This window comes from Microcoleus sp. BR0-C5, assembly GCF_036705045.1.
Classification (GTDB): Bacteria; Cyanobacteriota; Cyanobacteriia; order Cyanobacteriales; family Microcoleaceae; genus Microcoleus.
Genome location: NZ_JAUBTR010000003.1, coordinates 177,025 through 199,919 on the forward strand (window position 1 = coordinate 177,025; position 22,895 = coordinate 199,919).

16 protein-coding genes are annotated in these 22,895 nt (G+C 45.1%); 6 read left to right on the forward strand and 10 right to left on the reverse strand.

The annotated features are described in order from the left end of the window. Together QUB08_RS02625 and ppk1 are read left to right on the forward strand one after the other, a co-directional pair. The coding region (locus QUB08_RS02625) for a hypothetical protein (RefSeq protein ID WP_333223225.1) at positions 1 to 268 on the forward strand (268 nt) is incomplete at its 5' end. A gap of 168 nt (positions 269 to 436) precedes the next feature. Then, complete coding sequence (gene ppk1 / locus QUB08_RS02630) at positions 437 to 2,620, forward strand: polyphosphate kinase 1 (protein WP_333223226.1); 2,184 nt, start codon at positions 437 to 439, stop codon at positions 2,618 to 2,620. 354 nt (positions 2,621 to 2,974) lie between these two features. Here ppk1 and QUB08_RS02635 read toward each other — a convergent pair whose 3' ends face one another. Next, on the reverse strand, positions 2,975 to 3,145 hold the full coding sequence (locus QUB08_RS02635) for a hypothetical protein (RefSeq protein WP_333223228.1): 171 nt from the start codon (positions 3,143 to 3,145) through the stop codon (positions 2,975 to 2,977). 202 nt (positions 3,146 to 3,347) lie between these two features. Beyond that, positions 3,348 to 3,608 (reverse strand): hypothetical protein, encoded by a 261-nt coding sequence (locus QUB08_RS02640; protein WP_006632500.1) that lies wholly within the window; start codon positions 3,606 to 3,608, stop codon positions 3,348 to 3,350. A gap of 320 nt (positions 3,609 to 3,928) precedes the next feature. On the opposite strand from QUB08_RS02640, the gene QUB08_RS02645 reads away from it, so the two are divergent. Next, entirely contained in the window at positions 3,929 to 4,480 is a 552-nt protein-coding gene (locus tag QUB08_RS02645) for a DUF2854 domain-containing protein (RefSeq protein ID WP_333223229.1), read from the forward strand. A gap of 530 nt (positions 4,481 to 5,010) precedes the next feature. On the opposite strand, the gene QUB08_RS02650 is transcribed toward QUB08_RS02645, so the two are convergent. From QUB08_RS02650 to QUB08_RS02660, 3 genes are all read right to left on the reverse strand, one after another. Further along, entirely contained in the window at positions 5,011 to 5,355 is a 345-nt protein-coding gene (locus tag QUB08_RS02650; RefSeq protein WP_333223232.1) for a DUF779 domain-containing protein, read from the reverse strand. Between the two features lie 167 nt (positions 5,356 to 5,522). Next, positions 5,523 to 7,043, reverse strand: a complete 1,521-nt coding sequence (gene exaC / locus QUB08_RS02655) for an acetaldehyde dehydrogenase ExaC (RefSeq protein ID WP_333223234.1) — start codon at positions 7,041 to 7,043, stop codon at positions 5,523 to 5,525. Positions 7,044 to 7,561: 518 nt separating this feature from the next. Then, the gene (locus QUB08_RS02660) at positions 7,562 to 7,819 is read right to left on the reverse strand and encodes a hypothetical protein (protein WP_333223235.1); all 258 of its coding nucleotides are present in this window, start codon (positions 7,817 to 7,819) and stop codon (positions 7,562 to 7,564) included. Between the two features lie 143 nt (positions 7,820 to 7,962). Here QUB08_RS02660 and QUB08_RS02665 point away from each other — a divergent pair, with 143 nt between their 5' ends. Further along, the gene (locus QUB08_RS02665; RefSeq protein WP_333223237.1) at positions 7,963 to 9,165 is read left to right on the forward strand and encodes a phytochelatin synthase family protein; all 1,203 of its coding nucleotides are present in this window, start codon (positions 7,963 to 7,965) and stop codon (positions 9,163 to 9,165) included. Positions 9,166 to 9,393: 228 nt separating this feature from the next. Here QUB08_RS02665 and QUB08_RS02670 read toward each other — a convergent pair whose 3' ends face one another. The 5 genes from QUB08_RS02670 to QUB08_RS02690 all read right to left on the reverse strand — a co-directional run bounded on the left by QUB08_RS02670 (position 9,394) and on the right by QUB08_RS02690 (position 19,885). Then, positions 9,394 to 12,846: a WD40 domain-containing protein gene (locus QUB08_RS02670; protein ID WP_333223241.1), complete on the reverse strand. Its 3,453-nt coding sequence runs from the start codon at positions 12,844 to 12,846 to the stop codon at positions 9,394 to 9,396. 36 nt (positions 12,847 to 12,882) lie between these two features. Then, on the reverse strand, positions 12,883 to 15,165 hold the full coding sequence (locus QUB08_RS02675; protein WP_333223243.1) for an AAA-like domain-containing protein: 2,283 nt from the start codon (positions 15,163 to 15,165) through the stop codon (positions 12,883 to 12,885). Positions 15,166 to 15,580: 415 nt separating this feature from the next. Then, positions 15,581 to 16,939 (reverse strand): serine/threonine-protein kinase, encoded by a 1,359-nt coding sequence (locus tag QUB08_RS02680; protein ID WP_333223245.1) that lies wholly within the window; start codon positions 16,937 to 16,939, stop codon positions 15,581 to 15,583. 29 nt (positions 16,940 to 16,968) lie between these two features. After that, complete coding sequence (locus QUB08_RS02685; RefSeq protein ID WP_333223247.1) at positions 16,969 to 19,545, reverse strand: ankyrin repeat domain-containing protein; 2,577 nt, start codon at positions 19,543 to 19,545, stop codon at positions 16,969 to 16,971. 205 nt (positions 19,546 to 19,750) lie between these two features. Further along, a complete protein-coding gene (locus tag QUB08_RS02690) occupies positions 19,751 to 19,885 on the reverse strand; it encodes a DUF4058 family protein (RefSeq protein ID WP_333038323.1) in 135 nt (44 codons plus the stop codon). Between the two features lie 335 nt (positions 19,886 to 20,220). Here QUB08_RS02690 and fbp point away from each other — a divergent pair, with 335 nt between their 5' ends. Next, positions 20,221 to 21,294 (forward strand): class 1 fructose-bisphosphatase, encoded by a 1,074-nt coding sequence (gene fbp / locus QUB08_RS02695; protein WP_333223271.1) that lies wholly within the window; start codon positions 20,221 to 20,223, stop codon positions 21,292 to 21,294. A gap of 221 nt (positions 21,295 to 21,515) precedes the next feature. Beyond that, a complete protein-coding gene (gene tal, locus QUB08_RS02700; RefSeq protein WP_333223249.1) occupies positions 21,516 to 22,670 on the forward strand; it encodes a transaldolase in 1,155 nt (384 codons plus the stop codon). Positions 22,671 to 22,895: the final 225 nt, after the last annotated feature.

Here is a 22,895-nt window from a genome sequence, read left to right on the forward strand (position 1 = left end):
TGCGATCGAACATCACCTATTATTAGATAAAATACGGCCGGACACAGCAGTGCCGTTTGCCTACGGATATATTACAAGTGCGATCGAACATCACCTATTATTGGATCGAATACGGCCGGACACGGCAGTACCGTTTCCCTACGGATATATTACAAGTGCGATCGAACATCACCTATTATTAGATAAAATACGGCCGGACACAGCAGTGCCGTTTGCCTACGGATATATTACAAAAATGTGCGATCGAACATCACCTATTATTAGATAAAATACGGTAGGGAAACGGCACTGCCGTGTCCGTATTCGGCCGTACATCACCTATTATTAGATAAAATACGGTAGGGAAACGGCACTGCCGTGTCCGTATTCGGCCTTTAACCTACAATACTATTTCTAGAGATGCCATCACCGAGCCTCCCAAAGACTCCCCCAAACCATGCCCAAGCCTAAAAAGACCCCCGCCAAAACCTACACTGAAATCAACCTCAGCGACCCCCAATACTACTTCAACCGAGAACAAAGCTGGCTAGAATTCAACAACCGCGTGCTCCACGAAGCCCTCGACCCCCGCACGCCCCTCCTAGAAAGGCTCAAATTTCTAGCTATTTTTAGTTCCAACCTAGACGAATATTTTATGGTGCGCGTGGCCGCCCTCAAACAACAAGTACAAGCAAAAGTCAGCAAATTGACCTCCGATGGCCGCACGCCCCAACAACAGCTAGATGCCTTGAACAAGCGGCTTTTGCCGATGGTTACTCAGCAGCACTCGTATTTTGAGCAAACCCTGCGGCCGAAACTAGCAGCAAGCGACATCTACATTCTCGACTACATTGACCTCAATCAAGAACAGCGCAATTACTTGCACCGCTACTTCAAAGAACAAGTATTTCCCGTACTCACTCCCCTAGCAGTTGACCCCAGCCACCCATTCCCCTACCTTTCCAATCTCAGCCTCAATTTAGCAGTAGTAGTCAGAGACCCCGACACGCGCGAAGAATTGTTTGCCCGCGTCAAAGTACCGCAGGTTTTACCGAGGTTTGTGCCACTACCGGGAGATTTGCAGTGGCAGCAGAGGGGCAAGTCTCCTGTTTGGACTGGCGTACCCCTAGAACAGGTGATTGCCCACAATTTAGAAGCTTTGTTTCCGGGGATGGACGTTGAAGAATATCACCCCTTCCGCATTACTCGCAATTCCGATTTGACGGTGGAGGAAGATGAGGCGGAGGATTTGCTGCTGGCAATAGAACAGGAGCTCCGCAAGCGCAGGTTTGGAGGTTCTGCGGTGCGGATGGAAATTCAAGCGATTATGCCCCCTGCGCTGCGAGATATGCTGATGGAGGAGCTGGAGCTCGGTGAGCAAGATGTTTACGTCGTAGAGGGGCTGCTAGGCCTCAAGGATTTGATGTCTTTTGTGGGGCTGCCGGTGCCGGAACTGAAAGACCCGCCTTGGACTCCGGTTGTGCCACCACGCTTGCGGAACTCGGAATCGGCAAGGATTTTAGACAAATCGAGGTTGGATGCTGAGGAGGGCGAGGATATTTTCACCGCCATCCGCCAGGGGGATTTGATGCTGCACCATCCCTATCACTCGTTTGCTGCGACGGTACAGCGGTTTATTACTGAGGCGGCGCACGATCGCTCCGTGTTAGCGATTAAGATGACTTTATACCGCACTTCGGGAGATTCGCCGATCGTCAGCGCCTTAATTGAAGCAGCAGAAAACGGCAAGCAGGTAGCCGTTTTAGTAGAGCTCAAAGCTAGGTTTGACGAAGAAAATAATATTAATTGGGCTCGCAAGTTAGAACAAGCGGGAGTCCACGTAGTTTACGGTTTGGTGGGACTCAAAACCCACACCAAAATTGTGATGGTAGTGCGTCGCGAGGACGATTACATCCGCCGCTACGTCCACATCGGCACTGGCAATTACAATCCCAAAACAGCCGGGCTCTATACCGATGTGGGTTTGTTGAGTTGTCGCGAGGATTTGGGATCGGATTTGACGGATTTGTTTAATTATTTGACTGGTTATTCGCGGCAGGTATCTTATCGCAAATTATTGGTGGCACCGGTCAATATGCGCGATCGATTTTTAGCTTTAATCCGCCGCGAGGCAGAATTCTGCCGCTTGCAGGCCGAAGGCGGCACCGGTAGCTGTGGCCGCATTGTCGCTAAAATGAACGCTTTAGTTGACCCCCAAATCATTGTTGCTTTGTACGAAGCTTCGCAAGCGGGAGTGAAAATTGATTTGATTATTCGGGGGATTTGCTGTTTGCGTCCCGGCGTTGAAGGTGTTAGCGAAAATATCAGAGTTATCAGTATTATCGGCCGCTTTTTAGAGCATTCTCGGATGTTTTATTTTTTCAACGGTGGGGATGAAGAGGTGTATATTGGTTCTGCCGATTGGATGCAGCGGAATCTCACCAGACGGGTTGAGGCCATAGTTCAGGTGGAAGACCCGACAATTGCCAAGGAATTGCAAGAAATTTTGGGGGTAATGCTGGCTGACAACCGCCAAGCTTGGGATTTGCAGTCTGGGGGACACTACTCTCAGCGACGACCGCCTGCTAATTGCCCGGAGGTGAGTTCTCAGCAAATTTTGATGGATATGGTGATGAATTAATCATTAGTCATTAGTCATTAGTCATTAGTCATTAGTTGTCAGTGGTCAATTGTCAGTTGTCAAATTTGCCGTTAGCAGGGGTCGGTTCTTGTTAGCTATTAAGCTGTACTGCATTTAATTTTGACTTTTTGGGCGGGCAAGATGCCCACCCCACAAGATTTTTACTAACATAACTATAGCAATCTTTGCAGGATTGGTGGGATGGGCTTCTAGCCCGTCCCGACTAGAAACCCAAACCACGTTTATAACTGACGAAAGGATTGCTATGTGCAAATTAAATGGGCGACAGCTTAGCCGACCACTGACAACTAATGACTGATGACTAATGACTAATGACTACTGACTACTGACTACTTAACTGTTAAAAGTACGCTTGAATTCTTCTAAGAGATCGTCAATTTCTTCGATCGCCTGACTCACATCTATTCTCATGGCTCCCAAGTCCGATCGATCTAACAGCCGCACGAGGGATTCCCGCTTGACTTCGATCTGTGCTACGCGCTCTTTGAGTGTTTGTGCATCCATGGTTTTTTGCCTTTGCTAGTATTAACAAAAATATTTGACATTCCCCCCTGCGAACAGACGGAGATTCTTAATTCACCGACATACCTTTTTGGGCAAATCCTTCACTGTTTTTATATGGTAAGTGATGAACCTGCTCAGGATTTTTTGGTCTGTGTTATAGTTTGATTGTACATCAAAACCTCAGCCAAACTTCAGCCACATTTTAGCGCAAAAAAGGCGGACGTTTGGTATCTGCCGGTTTATTTTTCATCATTCCAGCTAAAAATCGCTTCAGGGCCTTCTCCCGGTTTTTCATAAAAGCAGCCCAAAATCCCGGTTGATATTCATCCATTGTCTTGGCTAGGGCCCAGACATCGATCGCTAAGATATTATAAAGCCTTTCATCTTCACGTTTGAGCGAGTTAATCTGCTCCAGAACCGCCTTGTTTGCTCCAGCAGTTTGTTTGTCTTCGTCTTTAATCATGTCCGAAAAATGGTTGAAAGGGCAAGAGTGTCGATCGCGATCGCCACTCTGTATACTTTGATGATACTGCCGATCTCGATTGCCTTCTGGAACCAACGCCGCGCAATTAACACGGATATTTACCGATGGCGCGCCCGGGCGAGTCCGGCTGGATCAGCTTCTGAAGCTAGAGACAAGACTGTGGATGCACACCGCTCCCGCGCTCATCGATGCTAGCAGTTTTTGCAGGTCTTTTGGCAAAAAAACTAAATTTATTCCAGACTTTTTGACAGATAATAATTAAAGTATATTTTTTCTGTCCGACTACTTACCTCACTAATATGTTACGTAAAATTTCTTTAGCAAACCTAGCCTTAGTTGTGGGCGGTATTATAGCAGCAGTCGGGTTCGGAGCCTACTTCACAGACAGACCTACCCTGAACCTAGCCGGTTTTTTTTATGGAATTCCGCTGTTGCTGGGAGGTTTAGCCCTGAAAGCGGCCGAACTCGAACCAGTGGAGTTCACCGAACCTACCTCTGCTGAAGTTCTCCTCTTGCGAGAAAGTCAGGCCACAGATACTCAAAACCAAGTCCGCAAAGATATCACTCGATTTCGCTACGGCCAACCCGCGCACTTAGATGATGCTTTGGAGCGCTTAGGCCTGGCCCCGACAGACGAGGAACGGCCACTTCTACAGGGGTTACGGGAAGTTGATGTTGACGGTGCTTATGGGTTAATTTTAGAGTTTTATTCGCCACTACTGCCGATCGACTTATGGGAAGAAAAGCAAGACAAAATAGCTACTTTTTTTGGGCCAGGTTTGCGCGCACAAGTGACTCAAAAGGCTGGTGACAAAATAGAATTGGCTTTAATTAAAAATACTCAAGCTTAAAGTATTCTGAAGTTTTGAGTGCAGAAATTTTGAAGTCGCCAATTAATAATTAATCCTGCACCGCCTCAGATACTGATTTTAGCGGCAGCGTGAAACCTGTCGCTATCAACAAAAGCTAAATCCGCAATTGAGCGATCGCCCCAATTGGATTTCCATTAATTAAAATAGTAGTTGAGAACCGATCGGCAATCTTAAATCAGAAGAAACACAAATGGTTTCATCCCAGAGTAGGATAGGAATTATCGGCGCAGGAACATCAGAAGCTTATCTGGCAATTGTGCTGATTCAACAAGGGTTTAATTTTTGGCAACCACACTCAAATAATGGCTGAAACCTTTGTCTAGCAAGTCTTATAAAAATAAGATGCCTTTGCCATCGCCAGAAAATTGGTCATCGTTAGCCCACGCGAGAAACTTAGATAAAAACTTAAATAAAATAGGTTTTTTCGCTCCCCTGAAAGAAACCGGGTTTCAGACTTAAGCAAATTCATGTTTTTAGAGAAACTGCAGGCAAGTTAAGGATAAACAGAGTTAATCAGCATTAATAAACAAGCGAGAACGAGTAATAAAACGCTCTCCCTCCGGCCCTTCGAGGGAAAAATCGCTGCCTCCGGGCCCCGATGCCACGTCTATAATTAACTGCGTGTGCTGCCAATATTTGTATTGCTGGGCTGCAATATAAAACGGACAACCCCCTATTTCGCCCAGCAATACGTCACCATCACCGATTATCAATTCGCCATCGGGAAAGCACATGGGGGAACTACCGTCGCAGCAGCCACCGGATTGGTGAAACATCAATTCTCCGTGTTGAGTTTTGAGATGATTGATTAATTTTAAAGCGGCTTCTGTTGCGGTGACTTTGGCAGTTTCCATTGTAGTCTCTTTGTGTAGCAATTTTATTTCGTTTGTGAATGAGATTTTTTTTAATGAACCGCAGAGGGCGCAGAGGACGCAGAGAAAGAGAGGAAAGAGAGAAAGAAGGAGTGGACGAATCCTTGAAGTGTGTCTTTCTTCTTTCTTTCTTCCCAATGACTAAAACCTTAGAAGAAACCTAATGCTTTCGGGCTGTAGCTGACTAACAAATTCTTAGTTTGCTGGTAGTGATCTAACATCATTTTGTGATTTTCGCGGCCGATACCAGATGATTTGTAGCCGCCGAATGCTGCGTGGGCCGGATAGAGGTGATAGCAGTTTGTCCACACGCGGCCTGCTTGAACGGCGCGACCCATGCGGTAGGCGGTGTTGATGTCGCGAGTCCAAACTCCTGCACCTAAACCGTATAGGGTATCGTTGGCAATTTCCAATGCTTCGGCTTCGTCTTTGAAGGTGGTAACTGCTAATACTGGGCCGAAGATTTCTTCTTGGAAAATTCGCATTTTGTTGTTTCCTTTGAAGACTGTTGGCTGGAAATAATAGCCGTCTTGCAAGTCGCCGGATAAGATGTTTCTTTCGCCACCAATGAGACATTCTGCGCCTTCGGCGTGACCGATTTTGACGTATTCGGCGATTTTTTCCATCTGGTTGATGGAGACTTGGGCGCCGAGGGCGGTTGTCGGATCTAAGGGGTTGTCTTGTTTGATTTGGCGGATCCGATCGATCGCCCTTTCCATGAATCGATCGTAGATTGACTCCTGAATTAAGGCGCGGGAGGGACAGGTGCACACTTCGCCTTGGTTGAAGGCAAACATGACTAATCCTTCGATTGCTTTGTCGAGGAATTCATCGTCTTGGGCGCAGACATCTTCAAAGAAAATGTTGGGGGATTTGCCGCCTAGTTCTAGGGTGACGGGGATGACATTTTGGGAGGCGTATTGCATGATTAGCCTGCCGGTGGTGGTTTCGCCGGTGAAGGCGACTTTGGCAATCCGGGGACTGGTGGCGAGGGTTTTGCCGATTTCGGCGCCGGGCCCGTTAATGACGTTGATTACGCCGTCTGGTACTAAGTCGGCGATGATTTCCATGAGTACCAAGATTGAGGCGGGGGTGGGGCCTGCTGGTTTGAGGACGACGCAGTTGCCGGCGGCGAGGGCTGGGGCGAGTTTCCAGGCGGCCATTAATATCGGGAAGTTCCAGGGGATGATTTGTCCGATGACGCCTAGGGGTTCGTGGAAGTGGTAGGCGACTGTTGTTCCGTCGAGTTCGCCGATCGACCCTTCTTGAGTTCGGATGCAGCTTGCGAAGTAGCGGAAATGGTCGATCGCCAGTGGTATGTCTGCGAGGCGGGTTTCGCGAATTGGTTTACCGTTGTCCCAGGTTTCGGCGATGGCGAGGCGATCGAGGTTTTCTTCGATGCGATCGGCTATTTTGTGCAAAACCCGCGCCCTATCGGCTGGGGAAGTCTTACCCCACTTGTCTTTCGCGGCGTGGGCGGCATCTAGTGCCAATTCTACATCCTCGGCGGTCGATCGGGGAACTTGACAAATTGATTTTCCTGTTATTGGAGAAAGGTTTTCCGAGTATTTCCCCTTCACCGGTGGCACCCACTTGCCGCCGATAAAGTTGTCGTAGCGAGTTTGAAAAATCGACTGACTGCCGGATTGAACAGGTGTTGCTACTACCATTTTATTACCTGATTAAAATTTGTTTTCGCGGACGTTTAAAATCTCTTGCATATCAACTATCGTCTATTTTCCTGAAGTTCGGTCAATTCATATACAAAATTTTACATTTTTCAAATATTTGGCAGTCACTGTAGGGGCGGGTTCACCAACAATATCATGCTCAAACCAACCATCTCCAAAACCCGCCCCCACCCAACGGTAAATACTATTAATTAACTGTCTCGCCGGGGAATTCCTCTCCTAATTTTAGTACCTTTACCCGGTTACTAAAAACACTTTAACTCTCCTTTGTGCTGCTCTAGAATTATCCGATAGCTGAGACTAATTCTTGACGATATGGCTGGTTATGCCAACCAACAAGGGAGCAGAAAGTTGCGCTGTGAGATATTTGCTAATTGCCCTGTCGTTATCAGCCACCTCAATATAAATCCCGTGAGCATCGACCACCTCAGTGCCAATCCAAATCCCCTGCTTAAATTTGATGAATTGCAACTCTTACAAGTCTTGAGCTGACTCTTCTAAAACATCGCGTGATTGAGGCTATTCATAAAAGCTTGATTTATCTGAGATGTTGTACCATTCTCAATAAGCTTTTTATGAACAGGCAAGATGCCTGTTCCACAAAGAGTTGATTTTCTTGTGGAACAGGCATCTTGCCTGTTCTTGAGAAGGGTGCAAGATATGAGATTTGTCCAAGCTGCATACCGCTCAATCTGTGGCAAATTGCCGACTTGTTTCATCAGCTTGATGCCTAGCCGTCCCTTGCAAATGGTCACGTTTTTTAAATCTGCACCCAGCAAGTAAAACCTTCGCAGCGTTTTATTACTAAAATTGAAAAATAAGTGTATTCATCATTATCCATGTGACAATATTGCATAATATTTATTAGTACCATAAGTAATAAGGGTTAAAACACTCCATGTCTGTTCAAGGGTTTTATCGTCGTTCACTCCCCGATTCTGCTATTGCCTTTTCCTCCATAGATGGAAGGCAAATATTTCGAGAAGCGTTGGCACTGGGAGGTATGGAAGGGTATTTTGCTCTAGCGGAACAGTTTCATACTCAAGCAGAACCCGCTTTTTGTGGATTGGGTAGTTTAGTTGTTGTTCTTAATGCCTTATCCATCGATCCGGGTCGCATTTGGAAAGGGGTATGGAGATGGTATGGAGAGGAATTTTTAGACTGTTGCTTACCTCTTTCAGTCATTAAAGAAAACGGTATCACTTTTGATGAGTTTGTCTGTATAGCACGTTGCAACGGTGCTGTTGTAAAACCTAACCGTTACCACCAAAGCAGCTTGGAAAACTTTCGGCAAGCAGTGGAGGAGGTGACTACGGCGTCAGGTGATATTCATCTAGTTGTTTCCTATAGCCGAAAGGTATTGGGACAAACGGGTGATGGTCACTTTTCACCAATTGGTGGCTATCATCCAAAGCGGGATCTAGTTCTTCTGCTGGATGTTGCCCGTTTCAAATATCCACCTCACTGGGTTTCTCTGCCTTTGTTATGGCAAGCATTTGAACCTGTCGATCCCGTCACTAATCAATGTCGAGGTTATATTTTATTGCAGAAGAGTGAAAGGTTGCCAGAAACCTTCTTTCATGTTGCTTGTGATTTACATCAGTGGCGTAGTGTTGCTCCTTACTTTACAGAGATACTCCCAGATATTCTCAGAAAAGAGCAACCTGATTCAATTGCTTCATTTGTCAGTACCATCCTGCACCATTTGCCTGTTGAATTCACAACCATGCTGCATACCTCCTCAGAGACTGCAGAGACACTTGAGAAATTACGGGCAGCTATTGAGTTAAATCCACTGTTTGATATTGTTCACCAATGCTTGTCAAGCGATGACGGGGAGGCAATGTCTGTTGTAGGGAAGTGGTCGCAACAGCCATTCGTAGCAGAGATAATAACAGCAATATTACTCTCCTGTCCCGAAACGCTCTATGCAACTCTCAAACCCGAGTTACGACTGTGGTTTAGTGAGGTTCGCCACCTTGAGAAACTATTCCCTCCCTTGGATGTAGAGATATCTAGATTGAGAGAACAAATGTCCGCACTCCAGGAGTTTTACACTTTATACTCTAAGGGACATCAGTGTAATATCCCTCAGAGTTAGCACCTACCGCCTTTTGAACTCCCCAAACCTCCCCTAACTACAAAAGTGAAAATTCAACAGAAAGATTTAATAATTCGATGCTAGCTGCAGTTGTGGAGGAAGATTCGCCACAGCGAAATATTAGGGTTGTGACTGATGCGAGTGAGGAATGGACAGCGGAAAAAGTGGAAGTAGTGGTAAAACAATGTAGTGCGAGCATCTTGCTGCCTGACTGTTTTTGCCTAAATTCTATTTGATTGACTCTTGGCTGAGGTAATCAGCACACATCTGTTTATCCTCTTCTGTCACTTTCGGGTTGGTTCTGAGATAATCGCTAATCCAATTGCAACCTAATGCCATTAGTTTATCGAAATCCCAAATCCACAGTTTGATGGTTTTGTCACTGCTTGCAGAAGCCAAAGTCAAGCCATCGGGACGAAAGGCGACGCTCCAGACCGAATCGCTATGCCCGGTGAGGGTAGCTATGGGTTTTTGGGTTTCCACGTTCCACAGTTTGATGGTGTTGTCACTGCTAGCAGAAGCCAAAGTCAAGCCATCTGGACTAAAGGCAACACTCCAGACCGAATCGCTGTGTCCGGTGAGGGTAGCTATGGGTTTTTGGGTTTCCACGTTCCACAGTTTGATGGTGTTGTCAAAGCTTGCAGAAGCCAATGTCTTGCCATCTGGACTAAAGGCGCTGCTATAGACCGAATAGCTATGCCCGGTGAGGGTAGCGATAGGTTTTTGGGTTTCCACGTTCCACAGTTTGATGGTGTGGTCAAAGCTTGCCGAAGCTAAAGTTTTGCCATCTGGACTAAAGGCGACGCTTCTGACAGAATTGCTATGCTCGGTGAGGGTAGCGATGGGTTTTTGGGTTCCCACGTTCCACAGTTTGATGGTGTTGTCGCTGCTTGCAGAAGCCAAAGTCAAGCCATCTGGACTAAAGGCGACGCTATAGACCAGATTGCTGTGCCCGTTGAGGGTAGCAATTAGTTTTTGGGTTTGCAGATGCCACAGTTTGATGGTGTGGTCAAAGCTTGCCGAAGCCAAAGTTTTGCCATCTGGACTAAAGGCGACGCTAATGACCGGATTGCTATGCCCGGTGAGAGTAGCGATGGGTTTTTGGGTTTGCACGTGCCACAATTTGATGGTGTTGTCACTGCTTGCCGAAGCCAAAGTCAAGCCATCTGGACTAAAGGCGACGTTAATGACCGGATTGCTATGTCCGGCGAGGGTAACGATGGGTTTTTGGGTTTGCACCTTCCACAGTTTGATGGTGTTGTCAAAGCTTGCCGAAGCCAAAGTCAAGCCATCTGGACTAAAGGCGACGCTATAGACCGGATTGCTATGCCCGGTGAGGGTAGCAATGGGTTTTTGGGTTTCCACGTTCCACAGTTTGATGGTGTTGTCAAAGCTTGCCGAAGCCAAAGTCAAGCCATCTGGACTAAAGGCGACGCTATTGATCTCATTGCTATGCTCGGCGAGGGTAGCGATGGGTTGTGGGATTTCCAAGTTCCACAGTTTGATGGTCTTGTCACTGCTTGCAGAAGCCAAAGTTTTGCCATCTGGACTAAAGGCGAGGCTTCTGACAGAATTCCTATGCCCGGTGAGGGTAACGATGGGTTTTTGGGTTTGCAGATTCCAAAGTTTGATGGTGTTGTCACTGCTTGCTGAAGCCAAAGTTTTGCCATCTGGACTAAAGGCGACACTCCAGACCGAATCGCTGTGATCGGTGAGGGTAGCGATGGGTTTTTGGGTTTGCAGGTGCCACAGTTTGATGGTGTTGTCACGGCTTGCTGAAGCCAAAGTTTTGCCATCTGGACTAAAGGCGACACTCAAGACCTGATTGCTATGCCCTCTGAGGGTAGCGATGGGTTTTTGGGTTTCCACGTTCCACAGTTTGATGGTGTTGTCAAAGCTTGCAGAAGCCAAAGTTTTGCTATCTGGACTAAAGGCGACACTTCTGACAGAATTCCTATGCCCGGTGAGGGTAGCGATGGATTTTTGGGTTTGCAGGTTCCACAGTTTGATGGTGTTGTCAAAGCTTGCAGAAGCCAATGTCTTGCCATCTGGACTAAAGGCGACGCTTCTGACAGAATTGCTATGCCCTTCCAAATGATTGCGCTCTTTTACTGCGGACACTGCTTTTTGCAGCGCAGCTATCACTCGTCCTCTAATCTGTTTTGTGGTCTCGGCTGAAAAATCTAGTTGTTTAAATGCTTGCCCTGCTTTTAATGCTTCCAACAGTGCTTGGAATGTCTGTCCTGAACGAAATGATTCATTAGAAAAAGCAGTTTCCTGGATTACATTTGCTAAATTCTGGGCTTGAGTGACTTTATACCGGGCTAATTGCTCTGCTTTAATTAGCGTCTGATTAGCCTCAGTCAAAATTTTATTCGCTTGTCTCTGGGCTTCTAACTCTCGTTCAACTTCCCGTTGTTGGACTTCCCGACTCGCATTTAAAAACTGATAATCCAAATCGCTCAAACTTTTATCTGCGGCCCAAGTTTGAGCATCTTGCAAGGCTTGACCCCGCAACAGCCGCGATTCATCTTGGTAATCAGACTCTATCCAAGCTTTAAAACTTTCGCTGTAAGGGCGGAGATTCGCTAATTGTTTTTCCACCCAATCTAGGTTAAAAACCGATTGATAAATTTGATTATAAACTTTAAGTGTGCCTGAATGCTTAACCACCAACCCAGTTAATCGTAGTTCCATTTGTTCGGGACTATCATCAGTTGGTATTTCCTTGTGGTGCAAAATTTGCTGATATAGCCCCAATAACCGACTGGCACGCTGTTCGCTGCGTAAAATGCGATCGCGAATCGTCTTTAAATGCTCTGGCTCATCTTGCCCTTCCCAATTCTCAATCACCTTTTCTCTAACTAAATTTCCTACCCACTCAGCGGGAGTTTGCATAAATGCAGAGTTGGCATGATTGAGCAGCAATCTACAAACTTTTTGAGTTAAAAATGGCTGTCCACCAGTCCAATATAACACCGCTTCTAACAAAGCTTGCGAATTTTCTGCTGGAGTTTCTAACCCGACTGCCAAAGGTTGCGCTTCTGCTAATTGAAACCCCGTTAACTCTATCCCTCGACCAATATTAAACGGAGTACGTCGCTTGTCTTGAATTAAATCTGAGGGAGTTGCCACCCCTAACATCGTAAATGTTAATCGACGATAATCTGGTTTGTCAGCTCGATTATTATAACAATCACGAATCACCGCAAAAAAATCTTCTATTTTAAAATTTAAGCTGATTAAACTGTCAGATTCATCGACAAAAATTACTATATTACCTGAGATTTTATTGAGTAATACTTCTTCAATAAATTTACTAAATCGTTTAACATTCGATAGTAACCTATTCTGCTCCCACCATTCATCTAAATCAAAAACATCATACAAATTTAATCGGCTGATGATGCTATCGATCACGCCTGCATACCACTCTTCTGGCGTAATATCTGAGGTGCCAATTTCTGTGATATCAATGCTACTACAGGCGATACCCTCTGCTTGTAACCGCTGCATTGTCCGCACTCGCAGGGAGGATTTTCCCATTTGTCGGGAATTAAGAACATAGCAGAATTCTCCGGCTTTTAAAGCTTGATAAAGTTCTTCATCCGCTTTTCTAGTGACATAAGTTGGGGCGTTTGCAGGAAGGCTACCTCCAACTTGATATTGATAATCTTTCATAGGTCATTGTTAATTCATAGATGGAAAATTAGAGAATCAAGGAATCAATTTGTACAGTCGTACAGGTTCAGGAATTCCCTTTAACTCTTGCATACCTAAGTCAATCACATTTAAAGATAAATGGGTTTTAACGACTTGATAAATTGTCTCAGAAATACAGATTCCTCCTGGCTCTGCTTTCCCTTCTAAACGAGCAGCTAAATTTACACCAGCCCCCCTGATATCATTATTAATAGAGAAGATTTCTCCCAAGTGAATACCAATTCGGTGTTGGAGGACATGACTCGCAGGTAAGCTTGTAGCAGCTTGGGCGAAATTTCGTTGTATTTCTAGGGCACACGCTACTGCTTTTACGGCACTTTCTGGAAAGCAAATTAATAAACCATCGCCCATTTCTTTAAGGACTTTGCCTTGATGTTTAGCGCAGATGCCTCGGATGATGTTGAAATCTCGATTCACTAATTCTAGTGTCAGCTTTTGGTTGGCAACTGATAAGGCGGTGGAATTAACGACATCAGAGAAAATAATAGCTGCTAAATTACTCTCTACGTGCAAGCTTGATGGGTTATTAGTTTGTTGCACAGGAGTCCTATTCGGTTGGGGAGAGGCTAGGCGATGGCGAAAATATTGACGATACAAACCACACAATGGCATTACAGCATTTCCCTGAAATTTGATCAACCCCATGCTTCGCAATTTAAAAGCCTCTCCGGTGTGAATCTCTACAGGTTTTTCGCTGTTAATCACTTGTCTAATTGTTGCTGCTAGTTCTGGATCTTTTTCCAAGTTAACTAAATGCCGTCGTAAATGATCGTAGTAAGGGCCTTCTTCAGTAGGAGCGACTTTTAGCAAGCTATCTAAGGTAATTCTCCCCCTGGCAATTTGGTAGAGAGCAACTCGAACTAAATAAGGATGACCGCCCACCATCTCCATCAGGTCACAAATCTCTTGATTTGACCAATTTAATCGGTGTCGATTCACTAAATCTGTTACCTGTCTCTGATTGAGTTCCGGTAACTCTATGGGCAATCCCACGTTAAATGGCGACTGATTAATATTGAGAGGAATATAAACTTCTTGAGAGTGAGAAATGACTAACCTCAGCTTTTTCCAAATTTCCTCATTTTTTCCCCGCTCGTGCCAAGCTCGTAATAATCCAAAGAAGTCGGTGGCTATTTCGGAATGCTGAAAAATGCGATCGACTTCATCTAACCCTAAAACAAGAGGCCGATCGCTGTCAGATAGTAGATATCGTTGGAAATACTTCGTGCTTTTATTTTTACTGCCGAGAACGCCTTTCCAATATTCTCCTAACCTATCTTCTAAATTTAATTCATTGGTAATCTCAGCACAAAACCACTGCAACAATTCATCAAGATTGGTGAGAGAACTGCCATCAGCCGATTGAAAGTTTAAATAAGCCGTTTGATATCCCTGTTCCTTGGCGTGGTATAAAATCCGCTGCAATAAAGAAGTTTTTCCCATTTGCCGGGGGGCTTTGATTCGGATTAAAGCTCCGGGATTAACAATAGTTTGGTAGCAGTCCGATTCAATGGGAGGCCGATCGATATATAGGGGTGAATCTAAACTAACAGAACCTTCGGGGTTGTCTAAGTTGAGAAGAGAAAGGGGAGGTGTGGCGATCAGTGATCGCGCATTTTCCACTACAGGTGACGACTCCTCAACGATATCGCTAACAGAAGCATTGGGCGATCGCCCTGCGGCATCCAACTCAGAAAAATCAGACTTTTTCTTTAATACCGGAGTCAGCTCTTCTGGAATACCTGCCATGCTGATGCTAACGCAACCCAGCTTATAGGCACGTTCGATCGACTCCCCCGCCGCCAACGTATCGTAAAAACCTACAGCGAATTCTCGTGCGGCCCGATCTCCCACCGCTTGGTTCATGCCGATCACGTAGGGAATGTGACGTGCGATCGCCTCAGCTTGCACTTCTGAATAGCAAGCGTTGAGTATGACGCACTCCACGTACTCCTTAAACGCCTCAAACAAAGCTGCCAAAGCTTTGGTATTTACCAGCTTAATTTGTCCCGCCTCATCTTCCAAGGCTAAACCCCCTTCTCCTGCACCATGCCCGGAGAAATGCACAATCTCTGGTTGATAATCTAATATGGCTCGCTGCATTTCTCTTGGCGTCACCGCCCACTGTTGCTCCAGTTGGAACTTGTCGCCCTTTTTAGAGCGTTGCAACCCCTCTGCAATTTCCTTCGCCTCTTTCTGTAAGTCCACAGGGGTGGTATTTTTGGGGTTGGCTGCCAAAAACAGGATAGTTTTTTTATTTTGAGTAGAAATACTCATCTATCGAACCTTCACGCTTAGGAGATACAGGAGCTTAACGACACTACCCCAGTCAGGGCGAGATATTTCTTGCCTTGACGGTATTTAAGCACAAATATCTTTATTTTTGTTGGTCAGTCAATTGGCAGAAACGATCGCCCTGACTCCAGCATAACCAATCGAAAAGGCGATCGCGACTCTCAACTAATCTTTTAGCTACGTATTCAAGAAGTGCGATCGGCTTCCCCTTTTGCAGTCCTATTTCATAAATATCGAGATTCTTTATAGTTTTATTCTCATGCCCGCTCCAGGATTTTTTGATGATTATTATTGCCTAAATTAGTACATAAAATCTTCTATACTTCCGCATTTATTTAACCCACGCAGTCCGAAAAAAAACGGGTTTTTGCTCGACTCTGTGGATATCAACAATGATTTATTTTAGTTTACTTAAACAATCACTCAATTCCCCTACCAACCATTCTTTCTCAGCTTGCGGCAAAAATAAGCCAAAACAATAGTTACGCGGCTTAGCGCAAATCCGGCAAAAAGTCATCGATATTTTGAGCAATGGCAGATGAATTCCACTCAACTTTACCCGCTGGATATGTTGAGGACTGATTTGAATTTTCCGAGCGAATCGACGATAAACAATCCTACACAAGCACCTACACAACCACATCAAAGCATAAAATAGGGTAAATGTTGTTATACCCAGGATTGATATAACAAAAGATCGCTCATATAATGTCAATAGCCAGTCGGTTAAAGTGTATTCAAACAAGCTACATAGCAAAAATCCCAGAATCAAAGAGAATGGAAGTAAAACTTTATAAATAAGATGAATGAATTGGAAAAAACATTTGAGTTTGCTAGGTGAACGATCGGGGTGTATCTTGATTAATAACCACCGTTTAGTGTCAATTAAAGTAATTCGGGATTGGGGCGATCGCTTAAACATTTTTTCGGGATTAATCCCGCTTGGCTGTTCCCCTCGCAGCGCTGATAAAGCATCTTTTGCTGAGTCAAATCGATCTTCAATTGCGGGTTCAACTATCTTCTCTAACCAGTCGGCAAACTCTGGAGAAATAGAGACGCGATCGCGGAATTTTATCTTCTGCTTTTGTCTGGGTAAATCGGATGGAAATTTCTGGGTTAACAGGAAAAGCAGCGTTGTTCCTAATCCATACAAATCTGTTGATAATACAGCTTTTCCTCTGAATTGTTCTGGTGCCATGTAACCGTAGGTTCCGACAACGGTACTGCCTCCTGTAACGGTATGATGGTAAGTATTTTGAACTGCACCAAAATCAACTAGGAAGACGCGCCCATTTTTTTGCAGAATTATATTTTGAGGTTTGATATCTCGGTGGATAGTAGCAGGTAACAGCGATTGCAGATAAACTATAATTTCTAGCACTTTAGAGGCGATATGACGAACTTGCGCTTCATTGGGTTTCCAGCCATTTTCTATCAATTGTGTGAGAGATTTTCCCGGTGCGAGTTGTTGGGCGATATAAAAACAACGATCTTGGGAAGTATCCACTTGAAAGTAGTCAATGTAGCGAGGAATTCCCGGATGATTCAATCCCGATAAAGTTTTTGCTTCTCGTTCAAATAACTCGACTTTCTTCCATTCAGTTGTCAAACGCAGGGATAAAGCTTTGAGTGCAACTTTTTGATTGCTGTTTAAATCTACCGCAGCATAGGTGATTCCAACTCCGCCCTGTCCTAATTTGCCGAGAATGCGATATTTTTCAGCAAGGATTTTTTCCGATTGTTGTAGTGTTTTCATATTTTTGTGCCTGGGTTGATTTTGGATAATTAGTCTGTTGCGCCGCGAGATCTGAGTATTTTGGCTGCTGGGTCTCGGTCGGGGTTCCAGTTGGTTTCTGCTATCTTTAGCGGCGTCTCGCCATAGCAGTTGGTAACGTCAATTTTTGCACCTTTAGCAATCAGTAATTTTAAGATTTCTACCGTGCCATAATGTGCGGCTTTATGCAGTGGAGTTGTGTCACATATATCTCTGTTATTGACATCTGCACCGTTTTTAATTAGCAGTGCAGCAATATCATTGTGTCCGATCGCGATCGCTTGATACAATGGAGTTTGACCGTTCTCATTTCTAACGTTAACCCTTGCGCCATTAGCAATTAGCAGTTCAGCGATATCTTGAGAGCCTTGAGCAACAGCAAGATGCAGGGGAGTTTGAAGCAAGTTATTTTTGGCATTAACGAATGCACCTTTGGCAATGAGTTGTTTGGCTACATCCTCAAGTTTGAAATCGACAGCGATATGCAGTAAAGTTCTGCTTTCTTTGTCTTCACTATTAACATCTGGGTTTTTACTAATTAGCAGCGCCACTGTATCCTGAAGTTTCAGGTCTACGGCGATATCCAGTGGAGTTTTTCTTTGATTATCCTGGATATTAATTTCTGCACCTTTAGCAATCAGCAATTTTAAGATTTCTACAGTGCCATAATGTGCGGCTTTGTGCAGTAGAGTTGTGCCAGATCCATCTATATTATTGACATCTGTACCGTTGTTAATTAGCAGTGCAGCAATATCATTGTGTCCGATCGCGATCGCTCGATACAATGGAGTTTGACCGTTCTCATTTCTAACGTTAACCCTTGCACCATTAGCAATTAGCAGTTCAGCGATATCTTGAGATCCTCGATCGACAGCTAGGTGTAACGGAGTATTTCCAGATTGGTCAATAGCGTTGATATCCAGCATTAGCAAAGCAGCAACTTCTTTTGTGGTTGCATAGTGCAGTGGAGTTCTTTTTTCACTATCCAGAATCGCCACATTTGCACCGTCTTTAATTAGCTGTTGTACCAACTCCTTAAAGCCTATTTTGACTGCGTTATGTAATAAAGCTGTACTCTTGCCATTTCGGGCATTGTCTTCTTTGATGTTAATTTTTGCGCCTGCGGCGAGTAGTATTTGTGCTTTTGCCTTCGATTGCGCCATATGTAGAGGAGTCAAACCTTTATTGTTTTTGACATTGACGTTTGCGCCTTTAGCAATCAGCAACTTGGTCATTTCAGGCGATCGCGCAAAGAATAGAGGAGTGGTACCCATACTATTGCCAGGTAAAAACCTTCGCAATTTATAAGTCCATATAGACTTCGACACAAGAGCTACATCAACATCAGGTTCACTCTGGGCGTTAATATCTGCACCTTTAGCAATTAGCATTTTTGCCAATTTTATGCGATCGAATGCAACAGCAAAGTGTAACGGGGTAAAGCCAAATGTATCCTGAGCTTTGACATCTGCACCCTCGGCAATTAACAACTCTGCCACCTCTTTTGAGCCAGCCAAGTGTAGTAAATTAAGATTATATATCCTGGTACTGACACTAATACCAAGATCCAGATAATGCTTAACAGTTTTAGTATCTCCCTGTTCGACAGCCTCGACAACTGCATTGGGTGTAAATCCAATCCGGTTGAGGATGGGATATTTAAAGTGATTAAAAACAGCAACACTAGCAATAGCAGCAATTCCTATTTTAAGGCGTTTTTTCCATTGCGTCGGATCGGATTTAACGCTAACTATTCGAGGATTGCGAAGCAATTCAAGCGCTTCTTTTGCCGATTGAAAGCGGTTTTCTAAATCTGGCGCGATCGTTTTTCCTAACCAATCGGCAAATGCTGAAGAAATCTGAATTTGAGAGCGAAAATCTCTTTCTAGTATATTTGTTGGTAATTCAGCGGGGGAACGGTGGGTTAGTAAATACAACAATGTCGCTCCTAAACCATATAAATCTGTTGCAGGTACGGCTTGTCCGAGAAATTGTTCTGGAGCCATATAACCATAGGTTCCAACTACGGTACTTCCTCGCATTAAAGTATTGTTATAAGTGTTTTGCACGGCTCCAAAATCTACTAAGCAGACTGCCCATTCTTTTTCTTTGTGGGAATCTATCGGCGATTTGAAAACAATATTTTCGGGTTTAATATCCCGGTGGATAACAGGTGGTATCTGTGAATGGAGATAAACCAAAATATTCAAAATTTGTGTGGCAATGCGTTGAATTTCGGACTCACTAGCGTGCCACCCATTTTCGACTAAACTGGCTAGAGATTGCCCTTGGGCCAGTTCTTGTACTATATAAAAACAACGGTTATCGGGAGTATCGACATAAAAATAATCCAAATAACGCGGAATTCCCGGATGATTCAATTTTGATAAAACATTGGCTTCTCGTTCAAAGAGTTCCAGGACTTTCCAGTCATTCATCTTCTGTAAAGACAAAGCTTTGAGTGCGACTCGCTGGTTTGTTTTGAGGTCAACGGCTTCATAAGTTGTGCTACTACCGCCTTCTCCGAGTAGCTTTTTAATTTGATAGTGTTTGACTAAGTTATGGGGAATTTGTTCGACAATATCCATAGCATTCTCCTGGGTTGATGAGTACCAACAAACATTTTATATTTGGGTTTTTAAACCCCAAGTTTTGAAAATTTTATGCAATGCAAATTGAGTGTTTGAGTAGATTTCAAACAAGTCAATAGAAAAGTCAATGAGGGACTCTGTATATTTGCTTAAATTTCAATTACCGTATTTCTATGGATAGCTTACCCAGAATTTTGGAGTGTCATATCACCTTTGGCGAAAATTTACGTACGGGATATTGATCGTAATCGAGCCGATAATCATAGCCGACGCGATCGTAAATGCCTGCAAGCAATTCCGGCAAATTAACAATAGGTTCTACATCTTCTTCGCGCAAAGGAAGTTGTCGGTCTTTTTGAGATGCTAGCCAACGTTCGTAGGCTTCTCTATCGCCACTTTTTCTCTCAGCGCCCTCTGCGTCCTCTGCGGTTAATCAAAAAAAGTAGTGATTTTGGATACAATTCCCGACTCAACAGTCGATCGAACTCCTCACTCTTGGAGAACACTTTCGATGCGGATCTAAAATTCACCTAAAGTTTATCCCCCTTTGGCAAAACCCTTCCTAAGATAGAAGTTGGGGGACGATCGGTCTCATAGCCGATTCAGGGGCAAGTGTCAAGGACTCCATCGAACCCAAATCCAGAGCAGCAAGACAGGGAGGACATCAAAATCATGGTAAACGCGCCGACAGGGGAAACCCGCCTGGGCCCGATCGATCAGGTGCAAGCCTTAGACCGCGATTGCACAACCCTATCTCGTCACGTACTCCAGCAACTTCAAAGCTTTTCAGCAGATGCTCAGGATCTCAGTGCCCTGATGAATCGCATCGGGCTCGCAGCCAAGCTGATCGCGAGGCGACTCAGCAGAGCCGGATTAATGGCAGATGCCTTGGGGTTTACAGGGGCTACGAACGTGCAGGGAGAATCCGTCAAAAAGATGGATATCTATGCCAATGAAGTGTTTATCTCGGTATTCCAGCAAAGCGGACTTGTCTGCCGCTTGGCTTCGGAGGAAATGGAAAAACCCTACTACATTCCCGAAAATTGTCCGATCGGGCGTTACAGTCTGCTCTACGACCCCATAGACGGTTCTTCCAATCTTGACATCAATCTCAATGTAGGCTCCATATTCAGCATCCGCAAGCAAGAGGGGGACGATGAAGATGGTTCTGCTTCCGACTTGCTGCAACATGGACACAAACAAATTGCCGCTGGTTATGTGCTCTACGGCCCCAGTACCATGCTGGTTTATTCGATCGGTCAGGGCGTTCATTCCTTTACCCTCGACCCCAGTTTGGGCGAGTTTATTCTAGCTAACGAAAACATTAAGGTTCCCGATCGCGGCCCGATTTACAGCGTTAATGAAGGCAACTTCTGGCAGTGGGAGGAATCTTTGAGGGACTACATTCGCTACGTACACCGCAGCGAAGGCTACAGCGCCCGGTACGGTGGGGCTTTGGTGGGAGATTTCCACCGGATTTTATTCCAGGGAGGCGTGTTTTTGTACCCCGGAACGGTGAAAAACCCCGAGGGCAAATTGCGTTTGCTCTACGAATCGGCTCCTTTGGCGTTTTTGATGGAGCAAGCCGGCGGGCGGGCAAGTACAGGTATTCAAGACATCTTGGATGTAGTGCCGACCAAGCTGCACGAGCGATCGCCCTTGATTATCGGCAGTAAAGAAAATGTAGCGATGGTCGAGTCTTTTATTCAAGATCGATCGCGCAATCCTAGAACAGTCCAACAGTGAAGGAAGTTCGGCAACGGATTATGCAACGGATGTAACGGATGGAAGTTCGGCAACGAGCAATGTACAAGATGTAACGGATGTCAGGAAGAAGGAAGAAGGAAGAGGGTTTTAACTTATAACTTTCGACTCCCAATTACCAATTTTCCATTGCCAATTTTCACTTTTCAATTTCCAATTTCCAAGTCCCAATTAACAGCTATCAAATTGTAGGAGTTACAGTAATGACAGCAACACCAACGAATCACCTGTTAGAAATCAAAGAAATTGGCCAAAGTATCTGGATGGACAATTTGACTCGCGATCTGATCGAGTCCGGCGAACTCAAACAGATGATTGAAAGTCGGGGACTGCGCGGGATTACATCTAATCCGGCGATTTTCGAGAAAGCGATCGCGGGTAATGTGATTTACGACGCGGATATCGAAGCGGGCATCCGGGCGGGTAAATCTGTAATGGAGATTTACGAATCTCTGGTATTTGAAGATATCCGCAACGCTTGCGACATCTTCGCCCCAGTTTACGCAGAGTCGAAGGGTTTGGACGGCTACATTAGCATTGAAGTGCCACCGACGATCGCAAACGACACAGAAAGCACGATTAGCGAAGCCATGCGCTATTACAAAGCGCTCGGCAAAGAAAACGTGATGATTAAGATTCCCGGAACCGCTGAAGGTTTGCCTGCAGTCGAGCGAGTCATCAGCGAAGGGATTAACGTTAACGTGACTTTGCTGTTCTCGGTTGACAGCTACGTCGAAACCTTCTGGGCTTACATTCGCGGTTTGGAAGCGCGGGTGGCTAAAGGTTTGGATGTGAGCAATATTGCTTCTGTTGCCAGTTTCTTCTTGAGCCGGATCGACATCAATGTCGATGGCAAGATTGACGAGAAACTCAAAAACGTCACAGATATTTCCACCAAAGCCAAACTGGAAGCGGTGAAGGGAAAAGTTGCGATCGCCAATGCCAAGGTAGCTTACCAAAAGTATAAAGAGATCGTAGCGAGCGATCGCTGGCAAGCTTTAGCAGCCAAAGGAGCGAAAGTGCAGCGCTTACTGTGGGCTTCCACCAGCACCAAAAACCCCAACTACAGCGATGTCATGTACGTCGATGAATTAATCGGCCCGGACACCGTTAACACTTTGCCGCCAAACACCGTTGAAGCTTGTTTCGACCACTGCGATGTCGCACCCCGGATAGAGAACAATGTCGAAGAAGCTTACACCCTGATCGAAAGTCTCAAAGATCCCGACATCGACATCAACTTGGACCAAGTGATGGCAGAGTTGCTCTTGGACGGGATCGAGAAATTCGTCACCCCGTTCCAATCGCTGATGGATTCCTTGCAAGAGAAAGTGCAGAAGTTGTCACCCGTCGCTTAGGCAGATATCTGTATCCTTGAAGGCAGAAGCATTTAGGAGTCGGAATAGATAATTGTTTTGGCTCTCAAGTGCTGAGTTTTCCATCCCGAACCGGGAAAATTTGAGACCCATGGGTCTCAAAAATCCACCAAAGGAAAATCAACTATGATTTTGGCTCTCAAGTGCTGAGTTTTCCATCCCGAACCGGGAAAATTTGAGACCCATGGGTCTCAAAAATCCACCAAA